The following is a 24,114-nucleotide window of genomic DNA, read 5'->3' on the forward strand; positions in this document are numbered from 1 at the left end:
CCGTCGACCGGACGGGTGGCGGGAACGGCCATGACTGCCACCCCGGGACCCGCGCCGTGGACTCAGCGCACCGCGTAGCGGGTGAACAGGACGCCGTCCTCCTCGAGCACCTGCGTCAGCCGCGGGCGGACGACGTCGCGCAGCGTACGGTCCAGCAGCCGCGCCTGGCCGCCGACCAGCGCGGGGGAGACGGTGAGGTCGAGCTCGTCGACCACGCCGGCGTCCAGCGCCGTTGACAGCAGCGACGGCCCGCCCTCGCACAGCACCTGCTCGAGGCCGCGGTCGGCGAGCCGGTCCAGCGCGAGCGGCAGGTCGACGTCGGCGTCCCCGCAGACCAGCACGTCCACCCCGGCGTCGGCGAGCGCGGCCCGGCGGCCGGGGTCCGCGGCGGCGCAGGTGACCAGCAGCGTGGGCGGCTGCGCCAGCCGGGCGCCGGGCGCGAGCGAGGCCCGGCGCGACACCACCGCGACCGGCAGCTCCGGCGGCCGGCCGAGCGCGGCCCGCCGCCGCCCGACCGCCGAGGCCGCCGTCACCGGGCCGTAGCCCTCACCGGCCGCCGTCCCGTGCCCGACCAGGACGACGTCGGCCAGCGCGCGCAGCGTCGAGAACACCCGCCGGTCGCCGGGCGAGCCGAGCCCGGCGCTGACGCCGTCCACGGTGACCGCGCCGTCGAGCGAGGCGACGAAGTCCACGCGGAACGAGCGACCGGGCGGCAGCGCGTAGGCCGCCGCCAGGTCGTCGTCGGTGAGGTCCGCCCCGCCGGGGGAGGGGAGCAGCCGGCGCATCAGGTGGTGAGGACGGCCGCGCTCTCGGCCGGGACGGTCACCGTCGCGCCGTCCAGGGACGGCTCGTCGGCGGTCGCGAACAGCACCCCGGTCGCCGGCCGGTCCAGCTGCACCGGCTGCGGCCGCCCGGACAGGTTGGCCACCACCCGCAGCCCGCCGCGGTGCACGACCAGGACGCGGTCCTCGTCGTCCCAGCCGACCTCGACCGCCGACAGGTCGGCGTCGACGAGGTCGGGGTGCTGCCGGCGCAGCGCCAGCAGCGTCCGGTGCACCTCGAGCAGCCGCGCGTGCGGCTCCCGGTCCAGCTCGGCCCAGTCGAGCTTCGAGCGCCGGAACGTCTCCGGGTCCTGCGGGTCGGGCACCTCGTCGGCGTCCCAGCCGTGCTCGGCGAACTCGCTCTTGCGGCCCTCCGCCGTCGCCCGGCCGATGTCGGGGTCGGTGTGGCTGGTGAAGAACTGCCACGGCGTCGAGGCGCCCCACTCCTCGCCCATGAACAGCATCGGCGTGAACGGGCTGGTCAGCACCAGGGTCGCGCCGACGGCGAGCAGGCCGGGGGACAGCGTCGCCGAGACGCGGTCGCCGATCGCGCGGTTGCCGATCTGGTCGTGGTCCTGCAGGTAGCCCAGGAACCTCCAGCCCGGCAGCCGGGCGGTGTCCACCGGCCGGCCGTGGGAGCGGCGGCGGAAGCTCGACCACGTGCCGTCGTGGAAGTAGGCGCCGGTGAGGGTCTTGGCCAGCCCGGCGAGGCCGGCCTCGGCGAAGTCGCCGTAGTAGCCCTGGCCCTCGCCGGTCAGGACGGCGTGCAGGGCGTGGTGGAAGTCGTCGCTCCACTGGGCGGCGATGCCGGTGCCCCCGGCCACCCGCGGGGTGACCATGCGGGGGTCGTTGAGGTCGCTCTCGGCGATCAGCGTGAGCGGCCGGCCGACGGCGACCGAGAGCCGGTCGACCTCCTGGGCCATCTCCTCGAGCACGTGGGTGGCGCGCTCGTCGACCAGCGCGTGGACGGCGTCCAGCCGCAGCCCGTCGACGTGCATGTCGCGCAGCCACATCAGGGCGTTGTCGAGGACGTAGCGGCGGACCTCGTCGGAGTCCGGCCCGGACAGGTTGACCGACTCGCCCCAGGTGTTCGCGCCGCCCTCGGAGAAGACCGGCATGAACAGCGGCAGGTAGTTCCCCGACGGGCCGAGGTGGTTGTAGACGACGTCCTGGATCACGCCGATCCCGCGCTGGTGGCAGGCGTCGACGAACCGCTGGTAGGCCGCGGGCCCGCCGTAGCTCTCCTGCACCGTGTACCAGAGCACGCCGTCGTAGCCCCAGTTGTGCGTGCCGTCGAAGCCGTTGACCGGCAGCAGCTCGACGAAGTCGACGCCGAGGTCGACGAGGTGGCCCAGCCGGTCGATGGCCGAGTCGAGGGTGCCCTCGGGCGTGAACGTGCCGACGTGCAGCTCGTAGACGACGCCGCCGGCCAGTGGGCGCCCGGTCCAGGCGGTGTCGCCCCACGCGTACGCCGACGGGTCGAACCGGCGGGACGGCCCGTGCACGCCGTCGGGCTGCCGGCGCGAGCGCGGGTCCGGGCGGGGGGTGTCGTCGTCGCCGAGCAGGTAGCCGTAGTCGGACTCCGGGCCGGCCTCGACCTCGGCCCGCCACCAGCCGTCGTCGTCGCGGCGCATGTCGTGCACCGTGCCGTCGACCTGCAGGCGCACGCGCTCGGGCACGGGCGCCCAGACGGCGAACTCGACGGGTGCGGACATGCGGGGGCCTCCCAGCGGTAGCGCGGCTGACCGGTCCCTCTTGCCCGCTGCGGGCCCGGTCAACCGCGAGCGGCAGCCGGGGGAGCGGGTCCCCCGGCTGCCGCCCCGGGTCACGCCAGCTTCAGCTCCTGGCCGACGTAGATCCGGTTCGGGTCGCTGACCGTGCCGCTGTTGGCGGCGTAGAGCGCCTTCCAGCCGCCGTCGACGCCCTGGTCTCGGGCGATCTTGCCCAGCGTGTCGCCGGACCGGACGGTGTACGAGCCGCCGGAGGCGCCGGCGGCGGACTCGCCGGCCCGGGAGGCCGTGTCCGGCTCGGCCGCCGCAGGCGCGGCGGCGGGCTCGGGGGCGGGCGCGGCGGCCGCCGTGCCGGCCTCCGGGGCCGACGGGTCGAGGCTCTTCCCGCAGGTGGGCCAGGCACCCGGGCCCTGGGCGTCGAGCGTGCGCTCGGCGACGGCGATCTGCTGCGCCTTGGTGGCCTGGTCGGCGCGGGCGGCGTACTCGGTGCCGCCGTAGGCGGCCCAGGTGGACTGGCTGAACTGCAGCCCGCCGTAGTAGCCGTTGCCGGTGTTGATGCTCCAGTTGCCGCTGGACTCGCACTGGGCGACGGCGTCCCAGTCGTTGGGGGCGGCGGCCGAGGCCGGGCCGGCGGCGACGCCGATCGCGGCCGCGGCCACGCCGGTCGTCACGAGGGCACGGCGGAGCAGGGACGTGGACGTGCGCATGGGGGATCTCCGATCCGCCGCCTGCGAGGTGAGCTGTCGGGTTCGGAGCGATCGGTGCCCCGGCCGCACGACGTGCGGCTTCACCCCGAGGCGCTGCGTCCGGTCCCCCCGTGACCGCGGTGCAGGCGCCGAAGTGGGTCCCCCACCCCCGTCCTGGCTGTGCAGAGGAACGGAGCCCGGCGGACGGGGTTCGGCGGACCGGCTCCGGCACGCGGCAGTCATTGGCCTGCGTGCGGGAGCAAACGTAACGGCCGCATCACGAGACGGCACACCCGCCCCACCCGTCACGGCGTGTCGCCCGGCGTCCCCCGCGGTGGCCCGCGCCCGGCGGCCGGGGGAGGTGCAGGTCACGGCGGCGCCGGCCGGCGCCGCCGTGACCTCCGTCTCATTCCCGGACGAGCAGGGTCACCGGCAGCCGGGCCAGCAGTTCGCCGACGGGCGCGCCGCCGGCGTCGGAGACGACGCGCGTGCCGGTGAGCACGTCGCGCCAGGCGCCGGTCGGCAGCGTCAGCGCGGTGTCGCCCCAGCCGGTGGCGGCCAGCGCGACCGGCAGTCGGGTCGCCACGGTCACCGCGCCGCCCTGCTCTCCGGACCCACGGTCGAAGGCGACGACGTGTTGCGCGGCCGACCCGGTGGCGGCCACCGGGGTGTAGCCGGTGAACAGCCCGGGGGCGTCCCGCCGCAGCCGCAGCGCCCGCGAGACGACGAGCAGCTTGGCCGCGCCGGTCTCGTCGACCTCGGGCACCTCCCCGCCGTCGAGCCGGGCCAGCAGCGCGCGCCGCTCGTCGTAGTCGACCGGGCGGCGGTTGTCGGGGTCGACGAGCGAGTGGTCCCAGAGCTCGGTGCCCTGGTAGACGTCCGGGACGCCGGGCATCGTCAGCTGCAGCAGCTTCTGCGCCAGCCCGTTGGACCGGCCGGCCGGGGCGATCCGTGCGACGAACGCCTCGATCTCGCGGTTCGTGGCCGCGTCGTCGAAGGCGGCGTCGACCATCGCGTGCAGCTGCGCCTCGAACGCCTCGTCGACGTCGGTCCACGTCGTCGACTGCCCGGCCTCGCGGGCGGCCTTCTCGGCGTAGGCGTGCGCCCGCTCGCGGGACAGCGGCCAGGCGCCGACCAGGTTCTGCCACACGAGGTGGGCCAGCGGCCGGTCGGGCAGCGGGTGGCGGGACAGCCAGCCGCGGACCAGGTCCGCCCACTCGGTCGGCACCTCGGCGAGGACGGCCAGGCGGGCCCGGGTGTCCTCGCTGCGCTTGGTGTCGTGCGTGGTGAGCGTCGTCATCGACTCCGGCTTGCGCTCCAGCCGCCGCGCCTGTGCCTCGTGGAACTCCTCCGGGGTGCTGCCGAAGCGCGCCGGGTCGCCGCCGACCTCGTTGAGCACCACGAACCGCGCCCAGCGGTAGTAGGCGCTGTCCTCGACGCCTTTGGCCATCACCGGGCCGCTGGTCTGCTCGAACCGGGTGGCCGCCTCGGTGCCGGCCTGCGCCAGCACCGGGTGCAGCGCGTCCACCGCGGCGACCAGGTCGGGCCGGCGGTCGCGGACGTCGCCCACCGCGGCGTCGAGGTGCTCGCGGCCGTCGGGCAGGTAGGTGCGGTAGACCGAGAAGGAGGCCAGCAGCTCGGCCAGCGCCTCCTCCTCCGTGTCGACGTCGACGCCCGGCAGCTCGCCGATCACCCGGACCAGCCGGGCGACCTCGGAGCCGAGGATCCCGTCGGTGACCTCGCGCTTGCAGTCGTGCACCAGCTGCCCGTAGTCGACCGCCCGGCCGGACAGCTCGGTGTCCAGCGCGGTCAGCGCCGCCTCGCCCGCCGGGTCGACCAGGACGTCGTCGACCTCGGCCAGCGCGTCGTAGCCGGTGGTGCCGGCCGCCCGCCAGCTCTCCGGCAGGTCCTCGCCGGGCTCGAGGATCTTCTCGACCACCGTCCACCGGCCGCCCGACGCGTCGGCCAGCCGGTCCAGGTAGCCCTTCGGGTCGGCCAGGCCGTCGGGGTGGTCGATCCGCAGCCCGTCGACGGCGCCGTCGGAGACCATGCGCAGCACCAGCTCGTGCGTGGCGCGGAAGACCTCCGGGTCCTCCACGCGCAGCCCGGCGAGGGTGTTGATGGCGAAGAACCGCCGGTAGTTGAGGTCGGCGTCGGCGCGCCGCCAGTCGACCAGCTCGTAGTGCTGCCGGTCGTGCACCTCCTGCGGCGTGCCCTCGCCCGTGCCGGGCGCGATGGGGAAGCGGTTGTCGTAGTAGCGGAGCTCCCCGTCCACCACCTCGAGCTTCTCGACGTCGTCGGCCGAGCCGAGCACCGGGATGCGGACGCGCCCCCCGCCGAAGTCCCAGTCGACGTCGAAGGCCGACGCGTGCGCGCTGTCGCGCCCGTGCTGCAGCACGTCCCACCACCACGGTGCCTCGGCCGGGTCGGCGACGCCCATGTGGTTGGGCACGAGGTCGAGCACCAGGCCGAGCCCGTGCTCGTGCAGCGCGGCGACGAACCGGTCGAAGCCCTCCTGCCCGCCCCGCGACTCGTCGACGTGCGCGTGGTCGACGGTGTCGTACCCGTGCGTGCTGCCCGCGGCCGAGCGGAGCAGCGGGGAGGAGTACGCGTGGGTGACGCCGAGGTCCGCGAGGTAGCCGGCGACGGCCGCGGCGTCGTCGAGGGTGAAGTCGGCGGTCACCTGCAGCCGGTAGGTCGCCGCCGGCGTGGCCCGCCGCCGCTCGGCAGCGTCAACGGACTGACTGCCGTCCGGGGCCTCGCTCACGGGGCGGCCTGCAGCACGACGGTGGCGCGGGCGGCCACGGTGACGACGTCGCCGGCCTTGACCTGCACCGGCTCCACCTGGCCCATCTCCGCGGTGTCGACGACGACCGTCCAGCCCTCGGCGTACTCCGACGGCGGCACGGTGAAGTCGATCGGCTCGTGGTGGGCGTTGAACGCCAGGTAGAAGCAGTCGTCGACGACGTCCTCGCCGCGCTCGTCGGTCTCCCGGATGCCGTGGCCGTTGAGGTACATCGCCAGCGACTTGGCGAAGCCGGCGTCCCAGTCCTCGTCGCTCATCAGCTCGCCGGCCGGGGTGAACCAGGCGACGTCCTGCACCGGGTCGCCCTCCTCGCGGCGCACCGGCCGGCCGTGGAAGAACCGGCGGCGGCGGAACGTCGGGTGCTCGGTGCGCAGCCGGGTGACCAGCTTGGTGAACTCCAGCAGCCCCTCGTCGACGTCGTCCCAGTCGATCCAGGTCAGCTCGGAGTCCTGGCAGTAGCCGTTGTTGTTGCCCCGCTGCGTGCGGCCGAGCTCGTCGCCGTGCAGCAGCATCGGCACGCCCTGGCTGAGCATCAGCGACACGAGGAAGTTGCGCCGCTGCCGCGCGCGCAGCTCCAGCACCTCGGGGTCGTCGGTCTCGCCCTCGACGCCGCAGTTCCAGCTGCGGTTGTGGCTCTCGCCGTCGTTGTTGTCCTCGCCGTTGGCCTCGTTGTGCTTCTCGTTGTAGGACACGAGGTCGTTGAGGGTGAACCCGTCGTGCGCGGTGACGAAGTTGATGCTCGCCACCGGCCGGCGGCCGGAGTGCTTGTAGAGGTCGGCCGAGCCGGAGATGCGGCTGGCGAACTCGCCGATGGTGGCGTCCTCGCCGCGCCAGAAGTCGCGGACGGTGTCGCGGTACTTGCCGTTCCACTCGGTCCACAGCGCCGGGAAGTTGCCCACCTGGTAGCCGCCGTCGCCGACGTCCCAGGGCTCGGCGATGAGCTTCACCTGGCTGACGATCGGGTCCTGGTGCACCAGGTCGAAGAACGCCGACAGCCGGTCCACCTCGTGGAACTGCCGGGCCAGCGTGGAGGCCAGGTCGAACCGGAACCCGTCGACGTGCATCTCGGTGACCCAGTACCGCAGCGAGTCCATGATCAGCTGCAGCGACTGCGGGTGCCGGACGTTGAGCGAGTTCCCGGTGCCCGTGGTGTCCATGTAGTACTGCTCGTCGCCCTCGACCAGCCGGTAGTAGGCCCGGTTGTCGATGCCCTTGAACGACAGCGTCGGGCCGTTGTGGTTGCCCTCGGCCGTGTGGTTGTAGACGACGTCGAGGATCACCTCGATGCCCGCCTCGTGCAGGGTCCGGACCATGCCCTTGAACTCCTGCACCTGCTGGCCGTCGGTCTGCTGCGCGTACTCGTTGTGCGGCGCGAAGAAGCCGATCGTGTTGTAGCCCCAGTAGTTGCGCAGGCCCTTCTGCAGCAGCGTGTCGTCCTGCACGAACTGGTGCACCGGCATGAGCTCGATGGCGGTCACGCCGAGGGACTGCAGGTGCTCGACGACCGCCGGGTGGGCGATGCCGGCGTAGGTGCCGCGCAGCTCCTCGGGGATGCGCGGGTGGGTCATCGTCAGGCCCTTGACGTGGGCCTCGTAGATGACCGTCTTGTTGTAGGGGGTCCGCGGCGGGCGGTCCACGCCCCAGTCGAAGTACGGGTTGATGACGACGGACTTCGGCATGTGCGGCGCCGAGTCGGCGTCGTTGCGCTCGCCGCTGCCGAACCGGTAGCCGAAGCATGCCTCGTCCCAGTCGATGGCGCCGTCGATGGCCTTGGCGTAGGGGTCCAGCAGCAGCTTGTTGGGGTTGCAGCGCTGCCCGTTCGCCGGGTCGTACGGGCCGTGGACGCGGTAGCCGTAGCGCTGCCCGGGCTGGATGCCGGGCAGGAACGCGTGCCACACGTAGCCGTCCATCTCCGGGAGCCGGATCCGCTCCTCGTTGCCCTGCTCGTCGAACAGGCAGAGCTCGACCTTCTCGGCGACCTCGCTGAACAGGGCGAAGTTGGTCCCGGTGCCGTCGTACGTGGCACCCAGCGGGTAGGCGGTTCCAGGCCACACCTGGGTCATCGACGTGTTTCCTCCTGCGCGGGCGCCCCGGGTGGTGCAGGGCGCGGTGGCCCCCCGCCGCGGCCGTCGGAGGGGGGTCGGGGCACACGGGTGCCCGCGGGCTCCTTAGCCCCGAGCGGGCGGGTCCACACCTGACGCGGCGGAGATCACGGGAGGGGAGCCGGGACGACGACGCCCTCCGCGGCCGGGGCCGCGGAGGGCGTCGTGTGCGGGTCCGGTGCACCCCGGCGCGGGGCCGGGCACACCAGGTACCGAGGCGCGGGGCGCCGGGGTCCGACCTCGTCCGGGCATCCCGGGTGGCACTGGTCCCCGGCGCGGCACCGCGCCTGCAGGAGGGCACGCTAGCGGGTCCCGGGGCCGAGCACGAGCACGAGGGCGATGCGTCCGCAAGCGACACGCCCCGTCGGTCCCGTGATCACCACCCGTCACTCGCGGCGTCCTGTCACCGGGCGGTCGTACCGTCGTCCCCGTGCGCGCGACCTCTGACATCCGGCCCACCCAGGGGCGTTTCCGCGTCGTCAGCGAGTTCCAGCCCTCGGGCGACCAGCCGGCGGCGATCCAGGCCCTCGCGGAGCGGGTGAACTCCGGCGAGACGGACACCGTGCTCCTCGGCGCCACCGGCACCGGGAAGTCGGCCACCACGGCCTGGCTGATCGAGCAGGTCCAGCGGCCCACCCTCGTGATGGCGCCGAACAAGACGCTGGCCGCGCAGCTGGCCAACGAGTTCCGCGAGCTGCTGCCGGACAACGCCGTCGAGTACTTCGTGTCGTACTACGACTACTACCAGCCCGAGGCCTACGTCCCGCAGACCGACACCTACATCGAGAAGGACTCCTCGGTCAACGAGGAGGTCGAGCGGCTGCGGCACTCGGCGACCAACAGCCTGCTCACCCGGCGGGACGTCGTCGTGGTCTCCACCGTCTCCTGCATCTACGGCCTGGGCACGCCGGAGGAGTACGTCGACCGGGCGCTGCGCATCCAGGTGGGGGAGGAGCGCGACCGCGACGACCTGCTGCGCACGCTCGTCACCGAGCAGTACACCCGCAACGACCTCGCGTTCAGTCGCGGCACCTTCCGCGTGCGCGGCGACACGATCGAGGTCTTCCCGGTCTACGAGGAGCTCGCCGTCCGGATCGAGATGTTCGGCGACGAGGTGGAGCGGCTGTACTACCTGCACCCGCTCACCGGCGAGGTCGTGCGCGAGGTCCAGGAGCTGTTCGTCTTCCCGGCCAGCCACTACGTCGCCGGCCCGGAGCGGATGGAGCGGGCGATCCGCACCATCGAGGCCGAGCTCGAGGAGCGGCTGGCCGAGCTGGAGAAGCAGGGCAAGCTGCTGGAGGCGCAGCGGCTGCGCATGCGCACCACCTACGACATCGAGATGATCCGCCAGGTCGGCTTCTGCTCCGGCATCGAGAACTACAGCCGGCACATCGACGGCCGGACACCGGGCAGCGCGGGTGCCTGTCTCATCGACTACTTCCCCGACGACTTCCTGCTCGTGATCGACGAGTCGCACGTGACCGTGCCGCAGATCGGCGGCATGTACGAGGGCGACATGAGCCGCAAGCGCACGCTGGTCGAGCACGGCTTCCGGCTGCCCTCGGCGATGGACAACCGCCCGCTCAAGTGGGAGGAGTTCACCGACCGGATCGGCCAGACGGTGTACCTGTCGGCCACCCCGGGCCCCTACGAGCTCGGCCGCACCGGCGGCGAGTTCGTCGAGCAGGTCATCCGCCCCACCGGCCTGGTCGACCCGGAGGTCGTGGTCAAGCCGACCAAGGGCCAGATCGACGACCTGGTGGGCGAGATCCGCGAGCGCACCGAGAAGGACGAGCGCGTCCTGGTCACCACGCTGACCAAGAAGATGGCCGAGGACCTCACCGACTACCTGCTCGAGCTCGGCATCAAGGTCCGGTACCTGCACTCGGAGGTCGACACCCTGCGCCGGGTGGAGCTGCTGCGCGAGCTGCGGCAGGGCGAGTACGACGTGCTGGTCGGGATCAACCTGCTGCGCGAGGGCCTCGACCTGCCCGAGGTGTCGCTGGTGGCGATCCTCGACGCCGACAAGGAGGGCTTCCTCCGGTCGACCACCTCCCTGATCCAGACCATCGGCCGCGCGGCGCGCAACGTGTCCGGCGAGGTGCACATGTACGCCGACAAGGTCACCCCGTCGATGGCGCAGGCGATCGAGGAGACCAACCGGCGCCGCGAGAAGCAGATCGCCTACAACACCGCCAACGGCATCGACCCGCAGCCGCTGCGCAAGAAGATCGTCGACATCCTCGACGGCATCTACCGCGAGTCCGAGGACGCCGAGGCCGCCACCGAGCTGATCGGCGGGTCGGGCCGGCAGCAGTCGCGCGGGAAGGCGCCGGTGCCGGGGCTGTCGTCGAAGAGCCGGTCCAAGGCCGGCGCGATCGACGTCCAGGGCCTGCCGCGCGCGGAGCTGGCCGACCTCATCACGCAGATGAACGAGCAGATGCTGGCCGCCGCCCGGGAGCTGCAGTTCGAGGTGGCCGCCCGCCTCCGCGACGAGCTCGCCGAGCTCAAGAAGGAGCTGCGCCAGTTCGACGCCGCCCACGCCTGACGAACGGCGTCGGCACGGGCGTGACCTGACCCGTCCTGCGGGACCAAGGGGCGTCCGGGGAACCCCGGGCGCCCCTCGACCGTTGCGACCTGTGACTCCGCCGGGTGCGCTGCGCCGTGCCCGCGGAGCCGTGGAGGGGAGTATCCCGCCCGCGGTGACGTCGTCAGCACGGGTACGCGTACCCCGGCGTCACCGGCCGGCCGCCGTCGTGGCCGGTGGGAGAGACCTCCGGTGCTGACTGCTGCCAGTGGACCGGAGGTAACCGCGTTGGACGTCCCCTTCTGGATCTGGGCGATCACGATCGCCGCGATCGTGGGCATGATCGTGTTCGACTTCGTCGGGCACGTGCGCACACCGCACGCGCCGACGCTGCGGGAGGCGGCGACCTGGTCGGCGGTCTACGTCGCGATCGCGGTCCTGTTCGGGATCGGCGTGTGGGTCTTCGCGGGCGGGACGTACGGCGGGGAGTACTTCGCCGGCTACATCACCGAGAAGAGCCTGTCGGTCGACAACCTCTTCGTGTTCGTCCTGATCATGGCCAGCTTCGCGGTGCCCCGGGAACTGCAGCAGAAGGTGCTGCTGTTCGGCATCGCGTTCGCCCTGGTCCTGCGGACGGTGTTCATCTTCCTCGGCGCCGCGGCGATCGAGAACTTCAGCTGGGTCTTCTACCTGTTCGGCGCGTTCCTCATCTACACCGCGATCGCCCAGGCACGGGCCGGCGGGGACGAGGACGAGGAGTTCAAGGAGAACGGCTTCCTGCGCCTGGTCCGCCGGGTGATCCCGACGACGTCGGACTACCACGGCGACCGGATGACCACGCGCCTGGACGGCAAGCGGTACATCACCCCGCTGGCCATCGCGCTGGTCGCCATCGGCAGCGCCGACATCCTGTTCGCCGTCGACTCGATCCCGGCGATCTTCGGCCTGACCGAGGAGACCTTCCTGGTCTTCACCGCCAACGCGTTCTCGCTGCTCGGCCTGCGGCAGCTGTTCTTCCTCATCGACGGCCTGCTCGACCGGCTGGTGTACCTGCACTACGGCCTGGCGGTCATCCTCGGCTTCATCGGGATCAAGCTGCTCATCCACGCGCTGCACGAGAACGAGCTGCCGTTCATCAACGGCGGCGAGCACGTCACCGCCATCCCGGAGATCCCGACCTGGCTGTCGCTGTCGGTCATCGTCGTCACCCTGCTGGTCACCACCGTCGCGAGCCTGGCCCGCAGTCGCCGCGAGGCCCGCGAGGCCGTGCCGCACGCCGCTGCCGGACCCGACGCGCCCGGCCAGGGCGGGCTCGGCCAGGGCGCGCTCGGCCAGGGGCCTGCGGGCACGACCGGGACCGAGCCGGGCGAGCGGTCCGCCGCGGCGCCGGCGCGGCGCACCGACGGCCGCCCCGGGTGACGCGCGGGTGACCGCCGGGAGGACGACAGGCGCACCACGCCGGTGCGCCTGTTGCTCCCGGTGATCGTGCGGCACGATCCACGACACGTCCGCTCCGCTGAGTGCCCGACCGGCACCCCGCGCAGCGGTGCCGGGGGACGCGCCGGGCACCCCGCCCGCGCTCCCCGGCGGCGCCGGTCCATCCGGTGTCCAGCGGAGCGGCGACCGCCGCTGCGCTCCCCGACGGTGACATGGGAGTCCAACTGATGGGTGTCAGCCTCTCCAAGGGCGGGAACGTCTCGCTGACCAAGGAGGCGCCGGGCCTGACCGCGGTGAACGTCGGCCTCGGCTGGGACGTCAACACGTTCTCCGGGGGCGACTTCGACCTCGACGCGTCGGCGATCATGCTCGACGCCAACGGCAAGGTCACCCCCGACGACTCGGGCTTCGTCTTCTTCAACAACCTGCGCAGCCCCGACGGCTCCGTCGTGCACGTCGGTGACAACCTCACCGGCCAGGGCGAGGGCGACGACGAGGTCATCCAGGTGAACCTGGCCGGCGTGCCCCCGACCTGCGACAAGATCGTCTTCCCGGTGTCCATCTACGACGCCGACAACCGGAAGCAGAACTTCGGCGCGGTGCGCAACGCGTTCATCCGCATCGTCAACCAGGCCAACGGCCAGGAGGTCGCCCGCTACGACCTCACCGAGGACGCCTCGGTCGAGACCGCCATGGTGTTCGGCGAGCTCTACCGCAACGGTCCCGACTGGAAGTTCCGTGCCGTCGGCCAGGGTTACGCCTCCGGCCTGCGCGGCATCGCCCAGGACTTCGGCGTCAACGTCTGACCCCCGCCGGGCCCGGACGCGCACCCGCGTCCGGGCCCGGTCCCCCCGGCGGTGCGGGACCCCGCCCGCCGGGGCCCCGCCCTGCCCGCACCAGCCCCCCCGAGAAGCACCAGCCCCCGAGAACCCGGAGGTCCCCTCGTCATGCCCGACCGCACCCGCCCCGTGACCACCGCCACCCGGTCCGTCTGAGCGGCACGGGAGTGGTCCACGTCCTCACCCGGGGCGGCAACGTCGGGCTGGCCCAGGCCGGCCTGACCGGCCCCGTCGTCGTCACGCTCACCTGGACGCCGGCCCCCGGCGTCGACGCCGACCTGTCGGCGTTCCTCACCACCGCGGCGGGCAGGGTGCGCAGCGACGACGACTTCGTCTTCTACAACCAGCCCAGCGGCGCCGGTGGCGCCGTGCGCCACCTCGGCAAGTCCGCCCGCGGCGGCGCCACCGTCGACCAGGTCCGGATCGACCCGGCCGCGCTGCCCGCCGACGTCGAGAAGGTCGTCATCGGCGCCTCCCTCGACGGCGCGGGCACCTTCGGCGGGCTGTCCGGGCTCGGCGTCGAGGTGGCCGCCGACGGCGCCGCGGCGCCCGCGATCCGCTGCGAGCTGGCCGCCGGCCCCGAGACGGCGCTGGTGTTCGCCGAGGTCTACCGCCGCGGCGCGGAGTGGAAGGTGCGCGCCGTCGGCCAGGGCTTCACCACCGGGCTGGCCGGCATGGCCACCGACGTCGGCGTGAGCGTCGACGACGAGCCCGCCCCCGCGGCCGCCGCCCCTGCCGCCGCCCCTGCCGCCGCCCCTGCCGTCGCCCCTGCCGCCCCCGCGGCCCTTCCGCCGCCGGCCGCCGCGCCGGTCAGCATGGAGAAGAAGCGGCTGGTCGACCTCGAGAAGAAGCTGTCGTCCTCGGCGCCGCAGATGCTCTCCCTGGTCAAGACCGCCGGCGTCAGCCTGGAGAAGCGCGGCCTGGGGGAGCACACCGCCCGGGTCGCGCTGGTGCTCGACATCTCCGGCTCGATGGCCCAGCTGTACCGCACCGGCGCCGTGCAGCGACTGGCCGAGCGGGTCCTCGCCCTGGGCCTGCGCTTCGACGACGACGGCGTCGTCGACGTCTTCCTGTTCGGCAAGGACGTGCACCAGCCCGAGGGCCTGCGCCTGGAGGGCCACCAGCAGTACATCGCCGAGCTCACCCGGCGGCACCGGCTCGAGTACGACACCCGCTACGGCGCGGCGATGGCCGCCGTCCGGAAGGCGTACTTCGGCGACAGCCGCGACCGCGTGGAGCCGCAGCCGGCACAGGTGCCGGTCTACGTCATGTTCCTGACCGACGGCGCGCCCAGCGACAAGTCGGTCGCGACCAAGCAGCTCAAGGCGGCGTCCTTCGAGCCGGTGTTCTGGCAGTTCATGGGCATCGGCCCGGAGCGGCAGTTCAGCTACCTGCAGCGCCTCGACGACCTCGAGGGCCGCTACACCGACAACGCCGACTTCTTCGCGGTCAGCGAGAACGACCTCATGGGCCGCCGGCCGATCAGCGACGACGCGCTGTTCGACCGGCTCATGACCGAGTACCCCGACTGGCTCCGGCGGGCGCGCGCCCAGGGCCTGCTCCGGTGAGCTCCCACCAGGAGGCGCCGACGGTGCGCCACTTCTCCCACCTGACCGACGGCGAGCGGGACCGGCTGTTCGCCGTCCCGCCGGGTGACGTCGGCCCGGCGACGCCGCGCGGCGTGCTGGCGCTGGCCCTCGGCGCGACGCTCTACAGCCCGGGCACGCGGCCGGCGCTCGACGTCGACGCCGCCCGCGCGGCCGCCGCCGGCGCCACGAGCATGGTGTGGTGCCTCGAGGACGCCGTCCCGCACGCGGCGGTCCCCGACGCCGAGGCCAACGTCGTCGCCGCGCTGCAGCGGATCCACCGGCGCGCAGCCGACGGCGAGCAGCCGGCGCTTCCGCTGCTGTTCGTGCGGGTGCGCACGCCGGACCAGATCCGCGCGGTGGCCCGCGCCGCCGGGCCGGCGCTGGCGCGGCTGACCGGGTTCAGCCTCCCCAAGGCCACCGCCGCCACCCTCGCGCCGATGCTCGCGGCGGTGGAGGAGGTCGCCGCGATGCTCGGCCAGCCTCTGTACGGCATGCCGATCCTGGAGACGCCCGACCTCGCCTGGCGGGAGACCCGAGGCGAGGCGCTCGGCGCACTGGCCGCGGTGGTCGAGGCGCACCGGGAGTCCGTGCTGTGCCTGCGCGTGGGCGGCACCGACCTGTCCGGGCTGTTCGGCCTGCGCCGCGACCGCGACACCACGATCTGGGACGTCGCCGTCGTCCGGGACTGCCTGGCCGACGTGGTCAACACCTTCACCCGCGGCGGCGAGCACGTGGTCACCGGCGCGGTGTGGGAGCACATCCCGGGCCCCCGGCTGTTCAAGCCGCAGCTGCGCCAGACGCCGTTCAGCGAGCAGCACGAGGGCGGCCTGCGGCAGCGGATGATCGCCGGGGACCTCGACGGGCTGATCCGCGAGGTCACCCTCGACAAGGCCAACGGCGTGCTGGGCAAGACCGTCATCCACCCGGCGCACGTCTCGGTGGTCAACGCGCTGCTCACCGTCTCCCGCTCGGAGTACGACGACGCCCTCGAGATCCTCATGGCCCGCGGGCAGGGCGGCATCGCGGTCTCCGGCAACGGCCGGATGAACGAGATCGGCCCGCACGCGCTGTGGGCGGAGCTGATCAGCCGCCGCGCCGCGGTCTACGGCGTCGTCGCCGACGAGGCCGCGCTCGTCGACCTGCTGTCGACCGGGCAGCGCCGGGTGGCCGAGGTGTTCGCGAGCGGGCAGGCGCAGCGCGCGTGACCGCCACCCTCCCCGGTGCCGCAGGACTCGGCGGGGACGTCTCCGCCGTCCGCCTCGACGGCACCGTCTCCGCCCTGCTCGACGTCACCGCCGCCGACCCCGGCCGCTTCGCGGAGCTGTGCGGCCTGGCGCTGCGGGACAACCCGCGCCGGGCGCACCTCGTCGTCTCCCGGGTGCTCGGCAAGCACGTGCCCGTCGCGCCGGCCGCCGTCCTCGGCGCCGGGGCCGCGGTGGGCGACGCCGTCGCCGCGGTCCTGGACGGCGAGGCGCCCGGCCTGGTCATCGGCTACTGCGAGACGGCGACCGGCCTCGGCCACGCCGCCGCCGACCGGCTCGGGGCGGCCTACCTGCACACCACCCGGCGCGTGCACCCGGGCGTGCCGGTGGCCGCCGCGTTCGAGGAGGAGCACTCGCACGCCGTCGCGCACGCCCTGCAGCCGGCCGGGCCGGTGACGCTGGACGCGCCCGGCCCGCTGGTGCTGGTCGACGACGAGCTCACCTCCGGCCGCACCGCGCTCAACACCGTCGCCGAGCTGCACGCCCGCTGGCCGCGCGAGCGCTACGTCGTCGCCACGCTGCTCGACGCGCGCACCCCCGCCGCCCGCGTCGCGTTCGCCGGGCGCGCCGAGGCGCTGGGGGTGCGGGTCGACGTCGCCGCGGCCCTCACCACCGAGCTGGCCCTGCCCGCCGACGTCCTCGACCGGGCCGCGGCCGCCCGCGCCGCCCTGCCCGGCCCCGCGCCGGTCCCGGCCGGCGCGCCCGGCGCCGTCCGCACGCACGCCGGCCTGTGGCCCGTGGGCGTCCCCACCACCGCCCGGCACGGCCTCACCCCGGCCGGCAGCGCCCGGCTCGCCGCGGCCGCCGACGCCGTCGCCGCCGCGCTCGCGCCGGAGCTGGCCGGCAGCCGCGGGGTGCTGGTGCTCGGCACCGAGGAGCTCATGCACGCGCCCACCGTGATCGCGGCGCGCCTGGCCGGGCGGCTGCCCGGCGTCCCCGTCACCACCCAGTCGACCACCCGGAGCCCCGTACACGCCGCCGACGACCCCGGCTACGCGCTGCGCCGCAGCCTGTCCTTCCCCGCGCCCGACGAGCCCGCCCGCGTCTCGCGCGTGCACAACCTGGCCGACCCGGCCGCCGTGCCGGTGGCCGGCCGCTGGGCCGACCAGCGCGCCGACGACGTGGTCGTGGTCGTGGACGCCCCGGCGGAGGACTGCGCCCCGATGGCGGAGGCGCTGCGCCCGTTCGCCACCCGCGCCGTGCACCTGGTGACCGTGCCGCTCGTGGAGCCGGCCCGATGACCGCGCTGTCCGCCCGGCTCGCGCCCGCCGTCCCCGGCCGGTTCGGCTCCTACGCGCCTGACGAGGTGACCTGGCTGCTCACCGACCTGTCGTCGGTCGCGCTGGAGCGCGGCACCGAGGACCGCGAGGAGGCCATCCAGTCGGGCACCCACTACTCGGAGATGCTGCCGGTCGAGTACCAGCCCGACGACGACTACCTGGCGCTGTTCACCGCCGCGCTGGAGCAGTCGGCGGGGCGCCTGGCCGAGGCCGTCGCCCGGGTCGGCGAGCTGGTCTGGGAGGCCGCCGCCGCACACGGGCAGACGCCGGTGCTGGTGTCGCTGGCCCGCGCGGGGACGCCGATCGGCGTGCTGCTGCGCCGCTGGTTCCTCGCCTCCCGCGGCGTCGCGGTGCCGCACTACACGGTCTCGATCATCCGCGGCCGCGGCATCGACCAGGTCGCGATGGCGCACGTGCTGGCCCGGCACCCGGCGTCGGCGGTGCGGTTCGTCGACGGCTGGACCGGCAAGGGCGCGATCCAGCGGCAGCTCACCGAGGCCGTCGCCGGCTGGGTCGCCGCGCACCCGGAGGACGCCGCGCTCGACGACCGGCTCGCCGTCCTCGCCGACCCCGGCGTCTGCACCGAGCTGTACGGCACCCGCGACGACTTCCTCATCCCGAGCGCCTGCCTGAACAGCACGGTGTCGGGGCTGGTGTCGCGGACGGTGCTGCGCGACGACCTCATCGGCCCCGGCATGTTCCACGGCGCGAAGTACTACGCCGAGCTCGCCGGCGCCGACGTCTCCGCGCTGTTCGTCGACACCGTGGCCGCCGCGTTCCCGGTGCAGCCGACGGCCGACGACGTCCCCGCGGAGGAGCGCCGGCCCACCTGGGCCGGGTGGGCGGCGGTGGAGCGGATCGCCGCCGAGCACGGGATCGCCGACGTCAACCTGGTCAAGCCCGGGGTGGGGGAGACGACGCGGGTGCTGCTGCGCCGGGTGCCCTGGCAGGTGCTGGTCCGCCCGGACCGCGCCGAGGACCTGCGGCACGTCGCCGCGCTGGCCCGGGCCCGCGGCGTGCCGCTGGTCGAGGTGCCCGGCCTGCCGTACTCCTGCGTCGGCCTGATCCGGCCGGTGGGCCGGTGACCGCCGTCCTCACGGCGACGCTGGCCGCCGTCGACCTCGACCGCACGCTCATCTACTCCGCGGCCGCGGCGGGCACGACCGAGGGGCTGGAGGTCGTCGAGCACCTCGACGGCGCGCCGCTGTCGCACGCGACGCCGGCGTCGTGGCGGCTGCTCGCCGAGCTGGCCGGGCGGGCGCTGCTGGTCCCGGTCACCACCCGCACCGTGGCGCAGTACGGCCGGGTGCGGCTGCCCGTCGTCCCGCGGTACGCGCTGTGCGCCAACGGCGGGGTGCTGCTCGCCGACGGCGTCCGCGACCCGGAGTGGGACGACTGGGCGTCGGCGACCGCCGCGCAGGCCGCGCCGCTGCCCGCGTTGCTCGCGCTGCTCGAGGCGGTGGCCGGGCAGCCGTGGGTGCGCACCGTGCGCGCCGCCGAGGGGCTGTTCTGCTACCTGGTCGCGCACACCCGGGACGGCATCCCCGAGGACTGGCTGGCCGCCACCACCGACGCCGCCACGGCCGCCGGGGCCACGCTGAGCGTGCAGGGCCGCAAGGTGTACGTCGTCCCCGCCGGGCTGTCCAAGGCCGCCGGGCTGCTCCGGCTGCGCCGGCTGCTGGCGGGGGAGGGGCCCGCGCCGCGGCTGCTGTGCGCCGGCGACAGCCTGCTCGACGCGCCGATGCTGCTCGCCGCCGACGCCGCCGTCCGCCCCGCGCACGGCGAGCTGCACGAGCAGGGCTGGACCGGCGCGCGGGTCGCGGTGACCGCGGCCAGCGGCGCCGCCGCGGGCGAGGAGATCGTCCGCTGGCTGCTCGACCGCGCGGGCTAGTCCGAACGCGCGGTCCGCACCAGCCGGTCCAGGCCGTCCTCGATCGACCGCGCCTCGCGCAGCACCGCGCCCCAGTCCGGGCGGCGGCCCCGCGCCGCCTCCTCCAGCGGGGGCAGCCGCCGGGCGAGGTCCTCGAACGTGCGGCGGAAGCGGCGGGCGCGCTCCTCGGGCAGGCCGCCGAGGAACCGCCGGGCGTCGACGACGGCGCGCTGCACCTCGCCGAGCAGCGACCCGGGGTCGGCGGCGACGGCGTCGAGCCGCTGCAGCCGCCCGGTCGCCGCGCGCACCTCGTCGTCGACCCGGCCGGCGGCCGCCCGCACCCGGGCCAGCAGCGCGGCGGCTGCGGGCACGTCGAGGACCGGCGCGCCGAGCGCCCCCTCCAGCGCGGTGAGCGCCTCGTCGGCCTCGGCCAGCGCCTCGGCGGCCCGCTGCGGGGCGCGCTCGACGTCGGACCACGCGCTGAGCGGGTAGCGGCGGCGCAGCTCGCTCATCACGGGCGCCAGCCGCTCGTGCCGGGTGCCCAGCGCCTCGCGGCGGGTGCGGACGGAGGCGGCGCCGCGGCGGACCTCGGCGGCCCGCTCCGGCAGCGCCCGCGCCCGCGCGGCCGCCGCCTCGGCCTCCCGGCGGCCCTGCTCCGCGGTCTCCAGCGCGGGCGCGGCGTGGCGGGCCGCCAGGTCGGCGGCGGCGCGGGCGGCGAGGCGCTCGGCGTCGGCGAGGACGCCGTCCAGGCCGGGGTCGGCCAGCCCGGCGGCGCCGGCGGCGTCCAGCGCGGCCCGGGCAGTGGCCACGGCGTCGCGGGTCGCGGACACCGCGCGGGCGGCCGCGGCGCGGGCACGGGCGGCGGCGGCGAGCACCTCGCCGTACTGGTCGCGGAAGCGCTGGACCTGGCCGTGCACCTCGCGCAGCGCGGCGGCGGCCGCGCCCAGCTCCACGGCGGCGGCGCGGGCCGCGCCCGGCTCGGTGTCCGCCGCGGGGTCGTGGCCGGACAAGGCCTGCAGGTAGTGTCCGATGACGGTGTCCGCGTGGGTGGAGAGGTCCCGCCAGTCGCGGGCCAACGAGTCAGGGGCGGGGATGCGGTGATGAGCCCGTCGCCCGCCGGCCGGTGCCCCCACCTCCTCCGCCGCGGCGACCGCGTCCGGCAGGTCGGCCAGCGCGGCGTCCAGTTCCAGCATGGCCGCGGCCGCGGCCTCCCGCGCCGCCGCGGCCTCCCGCCGGGGGGCGTCGCGGTCGCGCCGCCACCAGGGGGTGCCGCCGGGTGCGCTCACGACCGCCTCCCCTCGCCGTGGCCCGCGTCCGGCGGGGCGGGCCGGCACCTGCGCGGTCCGGTGGCCCGTGGATACCACGCCGGGACCCCGCCCGTGGGGACGGGCGGCCGGCGCCGCCCGGTCCGCTGAACGTGCTGCCCCACCGCCCGGCCGCGGGCCGGCGGGAACCGGGACCCGCCGGGATCCGTTGGAACACCGGCCCGCCTCCCGGCCGGAACCGGCCCGCCCGTCCCTGTCGTCGTCGTCGCCCGGCACCCCCGGCGGCGGAGAGGAACACCTGATGCTCCGCTACTTCGGCTTCTCCGTCGGTCTGACGGTGGCCGCGCTCGTCACCGCCGTGCTGTTCGGCGGGCCGGCGGCCCTGCTGGCCGTCGCCGTCCTCGGCGTGCTCGAGGTCTGCCTCTCCTTCGACAACGCCGTGGTCAACGCCAAGGTGCTCCGCCGGATGAGCCCGCTGTGGCGCAAGCTCTTCCTCTACGTCGGCATCTTCATCGCCGTGTTCGGCATGCGGCTGCTGCTGCCGATCGTCCTGGTCTCGGTGACCGCGCAGCTGTCCATCTCCGAGGTGTGGGACCTGGCGCTGTCGGACCAGGAGGCCTACGCGGAGAACGTCGAGGCCGCGGCCGAGGCGATCTACACCTTCGGCGGCATCTTCCTGCTGATGATCTTCCTGAACTTCCTCTTCGACGAGGAGCGGGACATCCACTGGCTGTCGTGGCTGGAGCGGCCGCTGGCCAAGGCCGGGAAGCTGCCCTACCTCGCCATCGTCATCGCCCTGGCGGTCATCTACGTCGGCTCGCAGATCGCCGACGACGACAAGTACGCCACGGTGCTCATGTCCGGGCTCGCGGGCCTGTTCACCTACCTGCTCATCGGCGGCCTCAACGAGCTCATGGAGGCCCCGGAGACCGACGACGAGGACGACGACGTCACCCCGACCGGGCAGACCGCGGGCAACGGCGCCGGGGGCACCGCCACCAAGGCCGTCGCGGGCGCCGGCTTCGCGGCGTTCCTCTACCTCGAGGTGCTCGACGCGTCGTTCTCCTTCGACGGCGTCATCGGCGCGTTCGCCATCAGCAGCGACATCTTCATCATCGCCCTGGGCCTGGGCATCGGCGCCTTCTGGGTGCGGTCGCTGACCATCTACATGGTCGACAAGGGCACCCTCGACGAGTACCGCTACCTCGAGCACGGCGCGATGTGGGCCATCGGCTTCCTCGCCGCGATCATGATCCTCGAGCTGCGGTTCCACATCAGCGAGTACGTCACCGGCCTCACCGGCCTGCTGTTCATCGTCGCCGCGGTGATCAGCAGCATCGTCGTCTCGCGGCGGGAGCGCGCCGAGGTCCCGGCCCCCGACCGGCCCGGCGAGCGCGACGAGGTGCCCGCCGGCCAGAGCTGAGCGCAGGCTCCACCCAGCGGCCTCGGGGCGCCCGCCCCGGGGCCGCCGCGCGTCCGCGGCGGGTGCCCTACCGCGGGACGGGAGAGCCGGATACGGTCCGCCCGGTTTCCGTCCCCGCACCGAGAGGTCCGTCGTTGGCACAGCTCACCGCCCAGAAACGCGTCCTGCACGCCGACCTGCACGGGGACCGCATCCGGGCCGCCAGCGGCTCGATGGTCGCCTTCGAGGGCAACGTCGACTTCAAGAGCTCCGGGATGGGCGGGGGCGGCGGCATGCGCGCCGCCCTGAAGCGGGCCGTCGCCGGCGAGAGCATCTCGCTGATGGACTGCACCGGGCACGGCCGGGTGTACCTCGCCAAGGACGCGATGGACGTGCTCGTCGTCGACCTGGCCGGCGACACGCTCACCGTGGAGAGCGAGCACATCCTGGCCCACACCGAGCACCTGCGCCTCGACGTCCAGTTCTCCGGCCTGCGCGGCGTGACCAGCGGCCACGGCCTGGCCACCACTACCGTCACCGGGCAGGGGCAGGTCGCCCTCGTGTCGGAGGGCCCGGTCATGGCGCTGGAGGTCGCGCCGGGCCAGGACCTGGTGGTCGACCCCGACGCCTACGTCGGCTCCCGTGGTCAGCTGTCGATGAACCTGGTCAGCGGCGTCTCGTGGAAGTCCCTCGTGGGCGAGGGCTCCGGCGAGCCCTTCTCCCTCCGCTTCACCGGGCACGGCCTGGTGCTCGTCCAGTCCTCGGAGCGCTGAGCCGTGCCGTTCGAGACCGTCAACAGCAAGGTCGTGCGCGCGCACGTCGGCCCGGCCAACCCGGTGCTCGCCCGCCGCGGCGCGATGCTCGGCTACTCCGGGCAGGTCACCTTCCGCCCGGTGCACGGCCAGGGCCGCGGCATCGGCGGCATGGTCGGCGCGGCGATGTCGGGGGAGTCCAACCCGATGATGGCCACCGAGGGCAGCGGCCAGGTGCTCTACGGCTACAAGGGCATGCACGTCACCGTCCTCGAGCTCGACGGCGGCGCCCCGCTGGTCTGCGAGGCCGACCGGCTGCTCGTGCACGACGCGAACCTGCAGTCCAGCGTGCAGTTCCTCGGCTCCGGCGGGCTGCGGTCCGCGATCAGCGGCGCCATGACCGGGCAGGGCCTGTTCACCACCAACCTGCACGGCCGCGGATCGGTCGCGCTGCTCGCCCACGGCGGCGCGTTCCCGATCCAGCTCAACGGTCAGCAGGTCGGCGTCGACCCGCAGGCCTACGTCGGCCACGTCGGCCAGCTCTCGGTGGACCTCGCGGCCAAGGTCGGCTTCCGCGACGTCGTCGGGCGCGGCTCCGGCGAGGCCTTCCAGTTGACGATCAGCGGCCACGGCACGGTGTACGTGCAGGCCAGCGAGCAGAAGTTCTGAGGACGGCGACGATGACCTACCCGCCGAACAACCCCTACGGCGGCAACCCCTACGGCGGCCAGCCCCAGCCCGGGTACGGCCAGCCCCCGCAGCCGGGCTACGGGCAGCCGGGGTACGGGCAGCCGGGGTACGGCCAGCCGGGGTACGGGCAGCCGCCCCAGCCGGGCTACGGCCAGCCCCCGCAGCCGGGCCACGGCCAGCCGCCGCCCGGGTACGGCCAGGCCCCCGCCGGGCCGCCGGCCGGCGTGCCGAGCACGCTGAACGCGCACTCGCTGCCCGACGACGACAACGTCAACCCCTACGTCTTCTGCATCGCGCTGAACGGCGAGTGGTTCATGAGCAAGGGCGCGATGCTGGCCTACTACGGCAACGTCCAGTTCGACGCCGTCAGCGAGTACTCCTCGGTGCAGGCGTGGGTGGCCCACCGGTTCTCCAGCCCGGTGTACGTGCAGGACTGGGTGGTCGCCCAGGGCCACGGCAAGGTGCTCATCGGGGACCGCGGGTTCGACCTGAACTCCTACGACCTCGACGACGGCAACCTGACGATCAAGGCGAGCAACCTCTGCGCGTTCTCCAAGGACCTGGAGCTCAAGCAGTCGATCGTGCCGGGCTTCGTCACCCTCATCGGGACGGGGAAGTTCATCGCCTCGTCCAACGGGCCGGTGATCTTCGTCGAGCCGCCGTTCCGGGCCGACCCCGAGGCGCTGCTCGGCTGGGCCGACTGCCCGGCCCCGTCGGTGCACCACGACGCCCAGTGGATGACCCAGAGCTTCCTCGGCGCGCTCACCGGGGCGCTCGGCCGCGCCTCGGGCGAGGAGCGGCAGTACGACTTCACCGGCAAGGGCACGATCCTGCTGCAGTCCTCCGAGATCGCCCGGGAGGACCCCGCGGTGCTGCGGCTGGTGGAGTCGCAGACCCAGCTGCTCACCAACAGCCAGGCCGGCTCGCTCGGCCACCGGCTCGTCGCCCGCGCCCAGCAGCAGCACTGAGCGTCCCCCGGGGGGGGGGGGGGGGGGGGGGGGGGGGGGGGGGGGGGGGGGGGGGGGGGGGGGGGGGGGGGGGGGGGGGGGGGGGGGG

General features: G+C 74.5%; 18 protein-coding genes and 1 riboswitch. Of the genes, 12 read left to right on the forward strand and 6 right to left on the reverse strand.

Annotated elements, in window-relative coordinates; genetic code table 11:
• Positions 1-62: 62 nt before the first annotated feature.
• The 5 genes from ACI798_RS03135 to glgX all read right to left on the reverse strand — a co-directional run bounded on the left by ACI798_RS03135 (position 63) and on the right by glgX (position 8,106).
• On the reverse strand, positions 63-785 hold the full coding sequence (locus ACI798_RS03135; RefSeq protein ID WP_457047203.1) for a dihydrofolate reductase family protein: 723 nt from the start codon (positions 783-785) through the stop codon (positions 63-65).
• Entirely contained in the window at positions 785-2,536 is a 1,752-nt protein-coding gene (gene treZ / locus ACI798_RS03140) for a malto-oligosyltrehalose trehalohydrolase (protein ID WP_457047204.1), read from the reverse strand. The genes ACI798_RS03135 and treZ overlap by 1 nt, the downstream gene beginning before the upstream one ends.
• A 110-nt stretch (positions 2,537-2,646) precedes the next feature.
• The gene (locus ACI798_RS03145; protein WP_456939856.1) at positions 2,647-3,258 is read right to left on the reverse strand and encodes a transglycosylase family protein; all 612 of its coding nucleotides are present in this window, start codon (positions 3,256-3,258) and stop codon (positions 2,647-2,649) included.
• Positions 3,259-3,261: 3 nt separating this feature from the next.
• Positions 3,262-3,396: riboswitch (cyclic di-AMP (ydaO/yuaA leader) on the reverse strand.
• A gap of 247 nt (positions 3,397-3,643) precedes the next feature.
• Entirely contained in the window at positions 3,644-6,004 is a 2,361-nt protein-coding gene (gene treY / locus ACI798_RS03150) for a malto-oligosyltrehalose synthase (protein WP_457047205.1), read from the reverse strand.
• Positions 6,001-8,106 (reverse strand): glycogen debranching protein GlgX, encoded by a 2,106-nt coding sequence (gene glgX / locus ACI798_RS03155; RefSeq protein WP_456939858.1) that lies wholly within the window; start codon positions 8,104-8,106, stop codon positions 6,001-6,003. Before glgX ends, treY begins: the two co-directional genes overlap by 4 nt.
• A 469-nt stretch (positions 8,107-8,575) precedes the next feature.
• On the opposite strand from glgX, the gene uvrB reads away from it, so the two are divergent.
• From uvrB to ACI798_RS03195, 8 genes are all read left to right on the forward strand, one after another.
• The gene (gene uvrB / locus ACI798_RS03160) at positions 8,576-10,693 is read left to right on the forward strand and encodes an excinuclease ABC subunit UvrB (protein WP_457047206.1); all 2,118 of its coding nucleotides are present in this window, start codon (positions 8,576-8,578) and stop codon (positions 10,691-10,693) included.
• Positions 10,694-10,960: 267 nt separating this feature from the next.
• On the forward strand, positions 10,961-12,091 hold the full coding sequence (locus ACI798_RS03165) for a TerC family protein (RefSeq protein ID WP_457047207.1): 1,131 nt from the start codon (positions 10,961-10,963) through the stop codon (positions 12,089-12,091).
• 230 nt (positions 12,092-12,321) lie between these two features.
• Positions 12,322-12,915 (forward strand): TerD family protein, encoded by a 594-nt coding sequence (locus ACI798_RS03170; RefSeq protein ID WP_457047208.1) that lies wholly within the window; start codon positions 12,322-12,324, stop codon positions 12,913-12,915.
• A gap of 200 nt (positions 12,916-13,115) precedes the next feature.
• Entirely contained in the window at positions 13,116-14,516 is a 1,401-nt protein-coding gene (locus ACI798_RS03175) for a VWA domain-containing protein (RefSeq protein ID WP_457047209.1), read from the forward strand.
• Positions 14,513-15,742, forward strand: a complete 1,230-nt coding sequence (locus ACI798_RS03180; RefSeq protein WP_457047210.1) for an HpcH/HpaI aldolase/citrate lyase family protein — start codon at positions 14,513-14,515, stop codon at positions 15,740-15,742. The genes ACI798_RS03175 and ACI798_RS03180 overlap by 4 nt, the downstream gene beginning before the upstream one ends.
• Entirely contained in the window at positions 15,739-17,040 is a 1,302-nt protein-coding gene (locus ACI798_RS03185) for a phosphoribosyltransferase domain-containing protein (RefSeq protein WP_457047211.1), read from the forward strand. Before ACI798_RS03180 ends, ACI798_RS03185 begins: the two co-directional genes overlap by 4 nt.
• Positions 17,037-18,164, forward strand: coding sequence for a cysteine protease StiP family protein (locus ACI798_RS03190; protein ID WP_457047212.1), 1,128 nt, complete (start codon positions 17,037-17,039; stop codon positions 18,162-18,164). The genes ACI798_RS03185 and ACI798_RS03190 overlap by 4 nt, the downstream gene beginning before the upstream one ends.
• Positions 18,161-18,970: a hypothetical protein gene (locus ACI798_RS03195; protein WP_457047213.1), complete on the forward strand. Its 810-nt coding sequence runs from the start codon at positions 18,161-18,163 to the stop codon at positions 18,968-18,970. Before ACI798_RS03190 ends, ACI798_RS03195 begins: the two co-directional genes overlap by 4 nt.
• Here ACI798_RS03195 and ACI798_RS03200 read toward each other — a convergent pair.
• Positions 18,967-20,235 carry a hypothetical protein gene (locus tag ACI798_RS03200; protein WP_457047214.1) on the reverse strand — a complete coding sequence of 423 codons (1,269 nt, stop codon included), beginning with the start codon at positions 20,233-20,235 and terminating at the stop codon, positions 18,967-18,969. The genes ACI798_RS03195 and ACI798_RS03200 overlap by 4 nt on opposite strands.
• A 280-nt stretch (positions 20,236-20,515) precedes the next feature.
• On the opposite strand from ACI798_RS03200, the gene ACI798_RS03205 reads away from it, so the two are divergent.
• The 4 genes from ACI798_RS03205 to ACI798_RS03220 all read left to right on the forward strand — a co-directional run bounded on the left by ACI798_RS03205 (position 20,516) and on the right by ACI798_RS03220 (position 24,026).
• A complete protein-coding gene (locus ACI798_RS03205; protein WP_456943463.1) occupies positions 20,516-21,637 on the forward strand; it encodes a DUF475 domain-containing protein in 1,122 nt (373 codons plus the stop codon).
• A 134-nt stretch (positions 21,638-21,771) separates the two neighbouring features.
• The gene (locus ACI798_RS03210) at positions 21,772-22,389 is read left to right on the forward strand and encodes an AIM24 family protein (RefSeq protein ID WP_456943464.1); all 618 of its coding nucleotides are present in this window, start codon (positions 21,772-21,774) and stop codon (positions 22,387-22,389) included.
• A 3-nt stretch (positions 22,390-22,392) separates the two neighbouring features.
• Positions 22,393-23,037: an AIM24 family protein gene (locus ACI798_RS03215; protein WP_456943465.1), complete on the forward strand. Its 645-nt coding sequence runs from the start codon at positions 22,393-22,395 to the stop codon at positions 23,035-23,037.
• Between the two features lie 11 nt (positions 23,038-23,048).
• On the forward strand, positions 23,049-24,026 hold the full coding sequence (locus ACI798_RS03220; protein WP_457047215.1) for an AIM24 family protein: 978 nt from the start codon (positions 23,049-23,051) through the stop codon (positions 24,024-24,026).
• Positions 24,027-24,114 lie beyond the last annotated feature (88 nt).

The sequence above is a fragment of the Geodermatophilus sp. SYSU D01045 genome (genome assembly GCF_054050295.1).